The sequence below is a fragment of the Pseudomonas sp. LBUM1645 genome, assembly GCF_059716185.1.
The window spans coordinates 3,700,775-3,713,717 of sequence record NZ_CP166811.1 but is presented as its reverse complement, the minus strand read 5'-3'; the positions used below and the strand labels follow the sequence as shown (position 1 = coordinate 3,713,717).

10 protein-coding genes are annotated in these 12,943 nt (G+C 58.8%); 2 read left to right on the top strand and 8 right to left on the bottom strand.

What is annotated here, in order from left to right; all coding sequences use genetic code 11:
* Positions 1-25 precede the first annotated feature (25 nt).
* On the bottom strand, positions 26-1,204 hold the full coding sequence (locus ACA079_RS16600; RefSeq protein ID WP_497700103.1) for an acetyl-CoA C-acetyltransferase: 1,179 nt from the start codon (positions 1,202-1,204) through the stop codon (positions 26-28).
* Between the two features lie 57 nt (positions 1,205-1,261).
* Positions 1,262-2,008: an acetoacetyl-CoA reductase gene (gene phbB, locus ACA079_RS16595; protein ID WP_497700102.1), complete on the bottom strand. Its 747-nt coding sequence runs from the start codon at positions 2,006-2,008 to the stop codon at positions 1,262-1,264.
* 376 nt (positions 2,009-2,384) lie between these two features.
* Here phbB and ACA079_RS16590 point away from each other — a divergent pair, with 376 nt between their 5' ends.
* Positions 2,385-3,422 (top strand): AraC family transcriptional regulator, encoded by a 1,038-nt coding sequence (locus ACA079_RS16590; RefSeq protein ID WP_497700101.1) that lies wholly within the window; start codon positions 2,385-2,387, stop codon positions 3,420-3,422.
* 154 nt (positions 3,423-3,576) lie between these two features.
* Here the strand turns inward: ACA079_RS16590 and ACA079_RS16585 are convergent, their stop codons facing one another.
* The gene (locus tag ACA079_RS16585; protein ID WP_497700100.1) at positions 3,577-6,114 is read right to left on the bottom strand and encodes a DUF3141 domain-containing protein; all 2,538 of its coding nucleotides are present in this window, start codon (positions 6,112-6,114) and stop codon (positions 3,577-3,579) included.
* Between the two features lie 255 nt (positions 6,115-6,369).
* Between ACA079_RS16585 and phaP the strand changes: the two genes are divergently transcribed.
* Positions 6,370-6,939, top strand: coding sequence for a TIGR01841 family phasin (gene phaP / locus ACA079_RS16580; protein WP_497700099.1), 570 nt, complete (start codon positions 6,370-6,372; stop codon positions 6,937-6,939).
* A 35-nt stretch (positions 6,940-6,974) separates the two neighbouring features.
* On the opposite strand, the gene phaR is transcribed toward phaP, so the two are convergent.
* The 5 genes from phaR to ACA079_RS16555 form a co-directional block, all read right to left on the bottom strand.
* Positions 6,975-7,523, bottom strand: a complete 549-nt coding sequence (phaR, locus tag ACA079_RS16575; RefSeq protein WP_497700098.1) for a polyhydroxyalkanoate synthesis repressor PhaR — start codon at positions 7,521-7,523, stop codon at positions 6,975-6,977.
* Positions 7,524-7,668: 145 nt separating this feature from the next.
* On the bottom strand, positions 7,669-8,937 hold the full coding sequence (locus ACA079_RS16570) for an OprD family porin (RefSeq protein WP_497700097.1): 1,269 nt from the start codon (positions 8,935-8,937) through the stop codon (positions 7,669-7,671).
* A gap of 129 nt (positions 8,938-9,066) precedes the next feature.
* On the bottom strand, positions 9,067-10,839 hold the full coding sequence (locus tag ACA079_RS16565; protein ID WP_497700096.1) for an acyl-CoA dehydrogenase C-terminal domain-containing protein: 1,773 nt from the start codon (positions 10,837-10,839) through the stop codon (positions 9,067-9,069).
* A gap of 64 nt (positions 10,840-10,903) precedes the next feature.
* Positions 10,904-12,574, bottom strand: a complete 1,671-nt coding sequence (locus ACA079_RS16560; protein ID WP_497700095.1) for a cation acetate symporter — start codon at positions 12,572-12,574, stop codon at positions 10,904-10,906.
* Positions 12,574-12,900: a DUF485 domain-containing protein gene (locus ACA079_RS16555; protein ID WP_497700094.1), complete on the bottom strand. Its 327-nt coding sequence runs from the start codon at positions 12,898-12,900 to the stop codon at positions 12,574-12,576. Before ACA079_RS16555 ends, ACA079_RS16560 begins: the two co-directional genes overlap by 1 nt.
* Positions 12,901-12,943 lie beyond the last annotated feature (43 nt).

Here is a 12,943-nt window from a genome sequence, read left to right as displayed (position 1 = left end):
AACTTAAGCAAACACTCCTGTGTTTCTAGCGCTCGATGACCAGGCTGACGCCTTGGCCGCCACCGATGCACAACGTAGCCAAACCTTTTTTGCCATCGCGACGAATCAGCTCGTGCAACAGCGACACCAGAATCCGCGCACCCGATGCACCGATCGGATGACCCAGGGCAATCGCGCCGCCGTTGACGTTGACTTTGCTGGTGTCCCAACCCAGTTCCTTGCCGACTGCCAGTGATTGCGCTGCGAATGCTTCATTGGCTTCGATCAGGTCGAGGTCGTCCAGGCTCCAGCCGGCTTTGGTCAATGCCAAACGGGTGGCAGGCACCGGGCCGATGCCCATGATCGCCGGGTCCACGCCAGCGCTGGCGTAAGCCTTGATGCGTGCCAGAATCGGCAAACCGAGGGCCAGGGCCTTGGCGGCGCTGGCCAGCAACAGCACGGCGGCGCCGTCGTTGAGGGTCGACGAGTTACCGGCGGTCACACTGCCGTTTTTCTGGAACGCAGGTTTGAGGTTGCCCAGCGCTTGCAGCGTGCTGTCTGGACGCGGCTGTTCATCGGTGTCGAAGACCAGCGGCTCACCCTTGCGCTGAGGGATCAGGATCGGGGTGATTTCACGCTTGAAGTAACCCGCTTCGATGGCCGCAGCGGCTTTCTGTTGCGAGGCCGCGGCGAAAGCGTCCTGGTCTTCGCGACTCAGTTCGTACTTACTCGCCAGATTCTCGGCGGTGATGCCCATGTGGTAGTCGTTGAAGGCGTCCCACAAACCGTCCTGAATCACGCTGTCTTGCAGTTGTGCATGACCCAGACGCAAACCGGTGCGGGCCTTGGGCAACACATACGGCGCCAGGCTCATGTTTTCCTGACCGCCGGCAATGATGAGTTCGGCGTCGCCGCAACGGATGGCCTGGACCGCCAGCTGGACAGCCTTGAGGCCTGAGCCGCAGACCTTGTTCAGAGTCAGGGCAGGGGTGGTATGGGGCAGGCCGGCCTTGATTGCCGTCTGGCGTGCCGGGTTTTGCCCCGAGCCCGCGGTGAGCACCTGACCGAGGATCACTTCATCGATCTGCGAGCCGTCCAGACCGGTCTCTTCCAGCAAACGGCGAATGACCGCCGCGCCCAGCTCGGTGGCTGGAATCGCGGACAAGGCACCTTGAAAACTGCCAATGGCGGTACGAGTAGCGGCAACGATTACGACTTCGTTCATGCGTGACCTCATTAAGATTTTGTCGAGCGAAAGCAGGGCATCCATGCCCTGACAGGTCTATTGCATGTTCATGCCGCCGTTGACCGAGAAGTCGGCCCCGGTGCTATAGGCTGATTCATCGGAAGCCAGCCAGGCCACGATGGAGGCGATTTCTTCAGGTTGGCCGAGACGCCCGACCGGTGTGGCCGCGATCATGGTGTCGAGAATGTCCTGGCGAATGGCCGCGGTCATGCTGGTCTGGATGTAACCTGGGGAAACGGTGTTGACGGTCACGCCCTTGCCGGACACTTCCCGGGCCAGCGCCATGGTGAAGCCATGGATGCCGGCTTTGGCCGCGCTGTAGTTGGTCTGGCCAAACTGGCCGCGTTGACCGTTGATCGAGGAGATGTTGATGACCCGACCCCAGCCCTTGGCCAACATTCCTTCAATCACCTGTTTGGTGGTGTTGAACAGGCCGCTCAGGTTGGTGCCGATGACCGCGTTCCAGTCTTCGGGCGTCAGTTTGCGAAAGGAAGCATCACGCGTGATGCCGGCGTTGTTGACCAAGACATCGATCGGGCCGAATTCCTCTCGTGCCATCTCGAACGCTTTGCGCGTTGATTCCCAATCTGTGATGTCGCCATAGATGCATTCGAATTGATAACCCGCCTCCAGTTGGCTCGCCATCCATTCTTTCTTGCGGGCGGAATCAGAGCTGCAGCCCACGATGACCTTGAATCCTTCCTTGTACAGGCGTTGGCTAATCGCAGTGCCAATCCCACCCATACCACCCGTGACCAACGCAATACGACCAAGCGACTTCATATGCTCTCTTCCTTTTTGTATTTTGCGCTGCAAGATGGGGGATTGTTCGGTATTGGCGGGGCGTGCGGAAGTGTTGAGAGGTGACGGACTGGTGTCCATCGGTGCCATGCATGAAATGAAACTGAACTTTCTGTCGTCGCCTCGAAACGGTTTTGTAGCAGCTGCCGAGCCTGCGAGGCTGTGGTGAGGGGATTTATCCCCTCGCCACAAGGCAGCTGCTACAGGGCGACGAATGGTCTGAAAAAGTGGCTAAAAGTGAGAGTTACCTATACTGGGATCAATATTGGCAACTGAACCACCCGTTAGTCTTTGATTCATCGCAGATCAGTCATGGCTCCGGACAGGACGTTCGGCTCCAAGGGTCATTGAGGACGCCATGTATAGAATGAGTTCAGGCTATGCCAGCGTGCTGGTAAATACGCTCTTGGCTCAAGGACTGGATGTTGCCAGTCTGTGTCAGGAGGCTGAACTAGACATGAAGCTCGCGGACAAACCAGGAGCGTTTTGCGAGCGCAGGGCTATCTATCGACTATGGGATCTGGCCGCTCAGGCCTCGGGTGATCCAGACATCGGCTTGAAGGCCTATGGAAGTTTCAACCCCGGCAGTTTTCAAATCGTCGGCTACACCATGATGTCCAGCCTGAATCTGAAAAAAGCCCTTGAACGACTGGTCCGTTTCAGTCCGTTGATCGGCACCGGATTCAGCCTTTTCTTTACATCGGAACAGCAGAATTACCGACTTTCCGGCCTTGATCATCAGCAAAAAGGCTCGGTCAAACCTCGCCAGTACACCGATGCAGCGCTGGCTTCATTGCTGGGTTTCTGCCGAAAGCTGGCGGGCGGCAATTCACCGCAACCCTTGAGCGTGGGATTCACCTATCCCGAACCTGAAGACACCTCCGAGCATCGTCGGCTGTTTGGCTGCGACCTGCTTTTCGACGCGCCTTACGACAGCATTTTGTTTGACGGTCAGGAACTGATGCGTCCGTTGAACATGGCCAATGAAGCGTTGGCGGTGATGCATGACAGTTTTGCCGAGGCTCAACTGGACCTGCTGTTTGGTTTTTGCATCGTCGGCAGGATTCGCGCGCTGATTACCGAGCGTTTGAGTCAGGGGCATGGGCAATGCGACATGGAGTCGATCGCGGCGGCATTGAACGTTAGCAAGCGGACGTTGCAGCGCGCGCTGGAAAAAGAAGGGACGCAATTCAAGGACGTGCAGAACGATGTGCGCCGGCAACTGGCCGATTTTTACCTGCGCCATTCTCACTTCAACATGAAGAATGTCGCCTATCTCCTTGGTTTTCATGATCACAGCAGTTTCAACAAAGCCTGTAGCCGCTGGTTTGGCATGACACCCGGTCAGTACCGGGCCGATGAATCGTTTGAAATCGAGGAAGCCGCGCCGGTCTGACGCGGTCCTGTGTGGCGAGGGGATTTATCCCCGTTGGGCTGCGAAGCGGCCCCGAAATCGGAAACCGCGGTGTATCAGGTACACCGCACACAATGGTTTTACGACTGCTTCGCAGCCGAACGGGGATAAATCCCCTCGCCACACAGGTTGCTCATCAGGGTGCAGGAGGTTTTTTCACGCCTTTCTTGCCTTTGGCAGGTTTGCTCACTGGACTCGCAACCTTGGCGACGAGGGTTGGGGTCACTGCGGGTTTTGACTGCTTGATCGGCTCTGGGATGACCACCGGGGTTTTCTGCTTGATTGGCTCTGGGATGACCACCGGTGTTTTCTGTTTGATTGGCTTGGGGATTTCCACCGGGGTGATCTGCTTGATCGGCTCTGGAGTTATCGCCGGGACTTTCTCTTCGATGGCATCGGCTTCACCCGGTGGTTGGGTCAGACTGAAACCCGGCAGCGGCACGTCGAGCAGCGTGTGCAGTTCACACCAGAATGGGTTGTCGGCGCCGCTGGTCAGCAGTTCCGGCAGCAAATTGGCGACGGCCGCGAGCACTTGCTGGCGTTCTTCGACCTCGGCAAGCATCAAGGGCAGGCTGTGCAGGCTTTCTTGCGGATGGGTAGCGACCAGCAGTTTTTGCAGGCGCAGGGTTTCGCGCAAATCAAGCGGCTCGGCACTGTAGTCCTGGAGCAACACTTGCAGTTGCTGGATCAATTTTTCGACACTTTCCTTGCCCGGCTCGTCGCTGTCGCGGCCCAGCAGGAACAGGATTCGTATCAAGGCTTCCATCAGGCCACCAAGGGGCAGGGCATCCTGCAAGCGCTCGATCAAAACCTTGTCGTGCTGCTCGGCATGTTCCTGCAGATTTCGCCCGGGTGCATTGCCGGTGAGGCTGTTGAGTACGCCATACACGCCGTAGAAACACATTTCCTGAGCCGCATCGCGCAGATCCCGATAGCCGTTCAAGGCGTCCTGCACCTGGTTGGAAAACAGTTCCTGCCAGACCAGTAACGGGTTGGTCTGGCTGGCGGGGTGGCGATCCTTGCTCACTTGGGCGGCACTGCCTGCCAGCCACCACAGCGCCGGGTTCAAACTGCTCCAGGCCACTTGCTGCTGATGGAAAGGGTGCGCCCGGCGCAGCATTTCGGCGCTCGGTTCGTTGGTCAGCTGGCGCAACCACGGGCGTATGTATTCGTCGTACACACTGTTGTTGATATCGGACGCGCGCTGGACCAGCGCAAATTCGCGATCGTCATCACGGGGCGTCTGAACTTCGCCATGGATGTCGGCGATACGCCGGCGTTCGAAACGCACGGTATACGGCGTCGCCGAATTCTCCGGCAGGTCTTCGATCAGCATTTCATACAGCCCGGCCGACAGCGCATTGATAGCATCGACCGCACCGAGCAATTCACGGTGTTCACGCCGCGCCACTTCACCGGAGACGAAGATGCCCAAGTGACCGATGCTCGCGTGTCGCAGGTAAACGATGGTGCGTCCGGCATTTTGCAACGCGAGATCGCTTGGATAGACGTCGGAGATCCAGTCCAGTGCCTGCTGCGGAGGGGTGATGTTGTCACCATACGAGCAGAACACCACCACCGGCACTTCGATCAGCTTGAGGTCAAGCCCGCTGCTCTTGCGACCGAGACCGCCGGACAGCTGATTACCGATGAACAGGTCGTCGACAATCATCTCGATCTCTTCGCCATTGAGCAGCGTCGGGCTGCCCCACCAGCGTTCGAAATCCAGAAAACGTGCGGCCTCGCTGTCGACTTCGCTGAACAGGTGGTAGTACTTGCCCCAAAAGGTGTTGGCCGGGTCCAGGTTTTCGAAATTGCTCACCAGCCAGGTGCCGTCGAAACGGTCATTGCCGAGGTCGCTCCCCAGGCGCGCCATCCAGCCACCACCCAGCAAACCGCCGGAATAGCGCATCGGGTTGCGGCCATTGACGCCGGCCCAGTACGACAACGGCGCACCATTGACAATGATCAGGCCTGGCAGCTCCGGCCGCGTGGCCGCGAGGCCCATTAACGCCCAGCCCGCCTGGCAGTTGCCGATCACCACAGGTTTGGCGCTGTCGGGATGTCGGGCGCTGACGACTTCGATGAACTTCGCTTGGGCTTCTGTGATATCGGCAAGGGTTTGCCCAGGGCGTGGCGAGTGACTGAAGGAGATGAAGTAGGTGGGGTGGCCGGCTCTCAGGCTCTCGCCGATGACCGAATCCTGTTTGAAACCGCCGATCCCCGAGCCGTGACCGCCGCGTGGGTCAATGATGATCACCGGCTGTTTTTTGCCGTCGATCTGTTGCCCCGGGCCGCCGAGGATTTGCAACAACGAATAGTTGACCGGGCGGGGCAGGTCTTCACCGGCGACCAGCGTTTCATGATTGAACTTGAGCAGCAGCGGATACCCGGCGCGTTCGTGGGCCAGGGTGTTGTCGCCGCGCTGACGCAAGGTGTCCCAGAACAACACGCTGCGTTGGCCGAGGTCCGTGAAGTATTCCTGCCAGTCAGCAGGCGTTGGCTGTCGGAGTTGCCCAAGGCTTAAAGGCGCGAAGGTTTTTGCCTGGCGCTTCTGCACGGCGTCGAGGACGTTACGGGTATTGAGGCGTTGCAGATGATTGAGGTGTTCGAACAAACCGGCGGGTTCGGAGAACTCTTCATCTTGCAGCGCAATATTTAATTCCTGACCCATCGTAATCTCCTGACGCTGTGCATGGGGACCGGCCCATCTGAACCCTCTAGTTAAAGAGGGCTAGCCTGGCCGTTCGATGAGCAGGAGTTTACAGCGTATAAGGAGGGCTTTAGCAAAGGTTATTTTGCACCGCACAAAAATAGACGTTGCCAAATAGTTTTGTGCACTGCAATATCAAGGCTAACGCGATGACTGGCCGGATCGCTATCGCGTCCTCAGGTCCATCAGGGCCTTCCAGTACCAGGAGATTCAAGCATGTCTTTTTTCAATTCGGAAAAACTGCAAACCGCTCAGAAAGCCAACCTCGATCTTTTGCAGCAAATCAGCGGCAAAGTCTTCGCCAGCGTTGAACAGCTCAGCCAGTTGCAGTTCAAGGCACTGCGTGACTCCACCGAAGAGCACTTCGAAGGCGTTCGCAAGCTGCTGGCCGTCCGTGATCCACAAGGTTTCGCCGAGCTGCAGGCTTCTTTCACCCAGCCGAGCGCACAGAGCGAACGTCTGGCCGAGTTCAACCGTCAGGTTCAAGCGCTGATCGTCGGTACTCAGTCGGACATCGCCAAACTGACCTCGGGTCAGGTCGAAGCGGGCACCCAACAGGTGCAAGAGTTCGTTGAAGCCATCAGCAAGAATGCACCAGCCGGCTCCGAGCCTGTTGTGGCAGCGTTCAAGTCGAGCCTGGCGAATGCCGGTACTGTGTTCGAAAGCGCACAGAAAGCCGTAAAACAGGCTGCCGAAGTGGCTCAGAGCAGTTTCGACGCAGCGACTGCCGCGGCGACCAAAGCTGCTCCAGAAGCAAGCGCCAAGGCTACCAGCGGTAACAAGTAAGTCGCACTAGATCAGCGGCACCAATGGCGATGGGTTTATTCCCCATCGCCATTTTTTTTCGGCCCGTTTTCGGTGCCGGGTTTACCGCCAAACATGCCAAACAGGTTCTGGGTATTGAGATACAACGCCTTGGACTGGTCGACATATTGGCGCATCAGGTCCTGCATCACCGGGGCCTGTTGATGCATGAAGTCGCTCCAGGCTTCGGACGACTGCGCGCCGGTCTGGGACTGAACGTCGATTACGGTCTGAATGCTCTTGTCCAGGTAACTGCCGAGAACGCCCTGATAAGGGCCGTAGAACTGGATAATCCCCATCAGCATTTCGGTGGTGAAGATGGGCTCACCGCCGCTTTCGGCTTCCAGAATCACTTGCAGCAGGATGCTGCGCGTCAGGTCCTCGCCGCTCTTGGCATCGACCACCTGAAAGGCAATTTTGTCGACCACCAACTGACGTATGTCTGCCAGCGTCAAATGACTGCTGGTGTGGGTGTCATACAGTCGGCGATTGGGGTACTTCTTGATCAGGCGGGGGGTGGTATCAGTCATGCGGGGCGTCTCGCGGCGGGCCTGGTTTGCAGGCATCTTAACCTACTCTGGCCACTGAAGCGGTTTGGTGTTGGGAGGGAGGAGCTAAGAGCAGAATCAAAAGATCGCAGCCTTCGGCAGCTCCTACAGAAGGAATGCGTACCCAGTAGGAGCTGCCGCAGGCTGCGATCTCTTGATCTACTTACCAGATCGGCAAGGTGTAGCTGACTATCAAACGGTTTTCATCCAGATCGCTGCCAAAATTGGTCGAACGAACTGTCGCATTGCGCCACTTCACCCCGACATTCTTCAGCGGCCCGCTCTGCACCACATAGCCAATGTCGGTATCACGTTCCCATTCCTTGCCTTCCGGGCGGTTGCCGCCTAGATCAATATTGTCGCCGGTGAGGTACCGGGTCATGAAGGTCAGGCCCGGAACGCCAATGGCTGCAAAGTTGTAGTCGTAGCGCGCCTGCCAGGATTTTTCGTCTTTGCTGGCGAAGTCGCCGATCTGCACGAAGTTCACCAGGAAGGCATCGGTGCCGTTGACGTAGGCATAGCCGGTGTCGCCACTCATGCCTTGATAACCCAGGCCCAACGCATGCCCGCCGAGGTTGTAGGTGAACATCGCGCCAATCGCGTTGTTATCGACATTACTGCCACCATCGTCCGTTGAGCGGGCGAAGCGCAGATCCGTCTTCAGCGACTGGCCGGTTGTGACCGGCAACACGTAGGTCAGGTTGACCAAGTGCTGGCTGTAGAAGTTGTCGAGGTGACCGTAGCTGTAGCCAGTGGCGAGGTTGCTGGTCCATTTGTAGTTCAGGCTGGCGAAATCGAAGCTGTCGCTATCGAGATGACGTGTGGTGATGCCCTTGGCACCGGTGCGGGTGATGCCCATGTCCTCGTAGTCCGAGGAGTCGCGCTGATTGACCTGCGTCAGTCGTCCGGCATCCACCGTCAGGCCTTCAAGTTCCAGCGACGTCAACTGACCGCCCTTGAAGGTTTGTGGCAACAGCCGTGAATCGTTGGCCAGTATCGTCGGCAGTTTCGGCAGCAGCGTGCCGAGTTTCAGCGTACTTTTCGAGGCACGGACTTTGGCGGTCAGGCCCAGTTCACCGTACTCGTCCTGCGCACCTTTGCTCGTGTCGCTATGGCGTTTGAGCAGGCCGGAGCCTGCGCGATCAGGGCTGGAATCGAGCTTGACGCCGACCAGGCCGATGGCATCGAAGCCGACACCGATCAAACCGTCGGTGAATCCCGATTCATAGCGCAGCAGGAAACCCTGGGCCCATTCCTCTTGTTTGGATTGGGCGGCGTTGTCCTGGCGATAGTCACGGTTGAAATAGAAGTTGCGCAGCTCGAGGCTGACCTTGCTGTCTTTGACAAAGTCAGCGGCGGCGGGGGCCGAGAGGCTGATGACGCCGCCGGCCAGCAACAGTCGGGTAGCGAGGGTGCGGGTGTTGCGGTCCATGGTGAAGCCCCTTTGTTTTTATTATGGAAAGACAGGTCCCGCGGCCCTCGCCAGATGGGCGAGGGCTTATCAATAAAAAAACGCGAACGCCGAAAAGATAGGAGCGTGGCGCCGCGTGCGGTTCAATCGTTAGAACTGTTCGGCGCTCAGGCCAAACAACGAGGCACTGCCCGCGCGGATGGATTGCTCCAGACTCAAAATGCGCGGCAGCAAGCGGTGGATATAGAAGTCGGCGGTGGCGATTTTTGCGCCATAAAACCCTTCGTCTTCGTGCAGCTTTTGCTTGGCAACCTGGGCCATGCGCGCCCAAAGCCAGGCGTAGGCGACGTAACCGAACAGGTGCAAATACTCCACCGACGCGGCGCCGACTTCGTTGCGATTGGTCGCAGCCTGATCCTGTAGCCAGTCGCTCAGGTCTTCCAGACGCTGCACGGCAGCGAACAGTTGAGCGGAGTAGGGCGCGTCAGGCTGATGGGCGAAATGGCGGATCTCAGCGGTGAACTGGCGCAGCGCGAAGCCTTTGTCGGCGAGCACTTTGCGTCCGAGCAAGTCCAGGGCCTGAATGCCGTTGGTGCCTTCGTAGATCTGCGCGATGCGCACGTCACGGACCAATTGTTCCTGGCCCCATTCGCGGATGTAGCCATGGCCGCCGAACACTTGCTGGCCGTTGATGCAGCTTTCAAGGCCGGTGTCGGTGAAAAACGCCTTGGCCACCGGAGTGAGCAGCGCGACCAGGGTTTGCGCGCTGTCGCGTTCCTTGGCGTCATCGGAAAACTTCGCCAGGTCCAGTTGCTGCCCGACATAACTGGCAAACGCGCGGCCGCCCTCGGTCATGGCTTTCATGCTCAGCAGCATGCGGCGCACATCGGGGTGGACGATGATCGGGTCGGCCACTTTGTCCGGAGCAATGGCACCGGTCGGCGCGCGGCTCTGCACACGTTCACGGGCGTAAGCCACGGCGCTCTGATAGGACGCTTCGGCGCAGCCAATGCCTTGAATGCCGATGGACAGGCGTTCGTAATTCATCATGGTGAACATCGCCGCCAAACCTTTGTTGGCTTCGCCGACCAGCCAACCGCTGGCGCCATCGAAGTTCATCACACAGGTGGCCGAGGCCTTGATGCCCATCTTGTGTTCGATGGAGCCGCAACTCACGGCGTTGGCATCGCCCAGGGAACCATCGGCATTGACCAGCACTTTGGGCACGACGAACAGTGAGATGCCTTTCGGTCCCGCCGGTGCGTCCGGCAGTTTCGCCAGCACCAGATGGACAATGTTTTCGGTCAGGTCCTGATCGCCACCAGTGATGAAGATCTTGCTGCCGGTGATGCTGAAACTGCCGTCGGCCTGAGGTTCGGCGCGGGTGCGGATAATCCCCAGATCAGTGCCAGCGTGGGCTTCGGTCAGGCACATGGAACCGGCCCAGCGGCCTTCGTACATCGGAGGCAGGTAGAGGTTTTTCAGGGTGTCGCTGGCGTGGGCATCCAGCGCCAGGCAGGCACCGGAACTCAACGCTGAATAGAGTGCAAAGCTTGAGTTGGCGCCGTAGAGCATTTCTTCGAACTGCACGGCGAGCATCTTCGGCATGCCCATGCCGCCGAAATCGGCGTTACCGGAAAGGCCCACCCAGCCGCCTTCGATGTAGGTGGCATAAGCCTGTTTGAAACCGATTGGCGTGCTGACCTGGCCATCGACCCACTGGGCACCTTCCTCGTCGCCGCTGCGATTCAATGGCGCAATCAGGTGCGAGGTGACTTTGGCCGCCTCCTCAAGAATGGCGTCAGCGGTGGCGGCGTCGACACTGTCAGCCAGGGCTGGCAGGCGTGCCCACAGGGCCGGGGCGTCGAACACTTCATGCAGCACAAAGCGCATGTCGCGCAGCGGGGCGTTGAATTCGGGCATAACGTGAACCTCAAAAGGTTGTGCGATGGGCACGGCGCCGCTGGAGCAGGCCGTGCCCTTTCAATCAATGAGCGGAAGCGCTGGCGGCGCCGAGGCCGGTCTGGGCGCGAACGAACTGGTCGGCGTAAGCGTCACGCTCCTTGTCGGCCCGCACGCTGCGGTCGAGTTTCGACACCACGACGATCACCAAGAACGCCAGCGGCATGGAGAACAGCGCCGGGTGGTCGTACGGGAAGATCGCGTGAGCATGGCCGAGCACGGTGACCCAGACGGCTGGCGAGAGGATCACCAGCACCAGCGCACAGATCAGGCCGGCGAAACCACCGATGATCGCGCCTTTGGTGGTCAAGCCTTTCCAGTACATGGCCATGATCAGCACCGGGAAGTTGGTCGATGCGGCGATGCCGAAGGTCAGGCCTACCAGGAACGCGACGTTCATCTTCTCGAACAGAATGCCCAGCAGAATCGCGATGATGCCCAGGCCCACAGTGGCCATGCGGGTCACGCGCATTTCCTGTTTCTGGCTGGCTTTGCCTTTCTTGAACACCGTGGCGTAGAGATCGTGGGATATCGCTGAGGCACCGGCCAGGGCCAGCCCGGAGACCACCGCCAGAATGGTGGCGAAGGCCACGGCCGAGAGGAAACCGAAGAACAGGTTGCCACCGACCGCTTTGGCCAGGTGCATGGCGACCATGTTGCCGCCGCCAATCAAGGCGCCGCCGACTTCACCATTAACGTAGTACTGCGGGTCGGTACCGATGATCACCATCGCGGCAAAGCCCAGGGTGCAGACAACAAGGAAGAAGAAACCGATGAAACCGGTGGCGTAGAACACCGACTTACGCGCTTCCTTGGCGTTAGGCACGGTGAAGAAGCGCATCAGAATGTGTGGCAGACCGGCAATCCCGAACACCAGGCCCAGCGACATCGAAGCGGTGTTGATCGGGTCGGCGAGCATCGAGCCTGGGCCCATGATGTTCCAGCCGCTGGCGTGGGCTTCGACGGCTTTGGTGGCCAGGGTTTCGTAGCTGAAACCGAATTGCGACATGGCCATGAACGCCAGGGTCGTGCCGCCGGCAAGCAGCAACACAGCCTTGATGATCTGCACCCAGGTGGTGGCGATCATGCCGCCAAAGATCACGTACACCAGCATCAATGCACCGACGATCACCACGGCTACCGGGTAGTCGAGACCGAACAGCAACTTAATCAACTGACCCGCACCAACCATCTGCACGATCAGGTAGCAGCACACCACGGTCAACGAACCAAACGCGGCGAAGATCCGCACTTTGTTCTGGTCCAGTCGATAGGACACGATGTCGGCAAAGGTGTAGCGCCCCAGGTTGCGCAAGCGCTCGGCCATCAGGAAGGTGATGATCGGCCAGCCAACGAAGAAGCCAATGGTATAGATGAAGCCGTCGTAGCCCTTGGCGAACACCAGGCTGGACAGCCCCAGCAGCGTGGCGGCAGACATGTAGTCGCCGGCAATCGCCAAACCGTTCTGGAACCCGGTGATGCCACCGCCCGCGGTGTAGAAGTCAGACGTGGATTTGGTTTGTCGCGCGGCCCACCAGGTGATGGCCAACGTGCCCAGCACGAAGACGAAGAACATGCCGATCGCATGCAGATTGAGCGGTTGTTTTTCCACCGCACCCAACGCGGGCGCAGCCAGCACAACGGAGGCCGGCAATAGCCCGGCAGCGGCGAGGAGAAGTTTACGGAGCAGGTTCATTACTTGCTCTCCTCGAGAATGGCGGCGCCCAATGCATCGAAACGCGTGTTGGCGCTGTAGACGTACCAACCGGTCAGTAGCCAGGAAAAAATGATGATCGCCGCGCCAACCGGCATGCCCAGGGTCAACATCCGATGCTCGGCGAGCGGCGCATGCAGCCACTGCGGGGCAAACGCCACCACCAGCATGAACGCGTAGTAAGTACACAGCACCGCAGCACTCAGCGACCAGGCCAGGCGCGAACGGCTGCTCACCAATTGAAGGAATTTCGGGTTGGACCGAATGCGTTCACAGCGTTGGGTATCGGTTGAATGGATGTCGATCATGGTGGCTCCACCTTGTTTTTGTTATCGATGCTTTTGGCATTTA

Bases quoted from the DNA above. Each gene is read 5' to 3' on its own strand.
- phaP (WP_497700099.1), top strand. From the start codon at position 6,370: ATGTCTTTTTTCAATTCGGAAAAACTGCAAACCGCTCAGAAAGCCAAC.
- ACA079_RS16600 (WP_497700103.1), bottom strand. From the start codon at position 1,204: ATGAACGAAGTCGTAATCGTTGCCGCTACTCGTACCGCCATTGGCAGT.
- phbB (WP_497700102.1), bottom strand. From the start codon at position 2,008: ATGAAGTCGCTTGGTCGTATTGCGTTGGTCACGGGTGGTATGGGTGGG.
- ACA079_RS16570 (WP_497700097.1), bottom strand. From the start codon at position 8,937: ATGGACCGCAACACCCGCACCCTCGCTACCCGACTGTTGCTGGCCGGC.
- ACA079_RS16565 (WP_497700096.1), bottom strand. From the start codon at position 10,839: ATGCCCGAATTCAACGCCCCGCTGCGCGACATGCGCTTTGTGCTGCAT.
- ACA079_RS16590 (WP_497700101.1), top strand. From the start codon at position 2,385: ATGTATAGAATGAGTTCAGGCTATGCCAGCGTGCTGGTAAATACGCTC.
- phaR (WP_497700098.1), bottom strand. From the start codon at position 7,523: ATGCCTGCAAACCAGGCCCGCCGCGAGACGCCCCGCATGACTGATACC.
- ACA079_RS16555 (WP_497700094.1), bottom strand. From the start codon at position 12,900: ATGATCGACATCCATTCAACCGATACCCAACGCTGTGAACGCATTCGG.
- ACA079_RS16560 (WP_497700095.1), bottom strand. From the start codon at position 12,574: ATGAACCTGCTCCGTAAACTTCTCCTCGCCGCTGCCGGGCTATTGCCG.
- ACA079_RS16585 (WP_497700100.1), bottom strand. From the start codon at position 6,114: ATGGGTCAGGAATTAAATATTGCGCTGCAAGATGAAGAGTTCTCCGAA.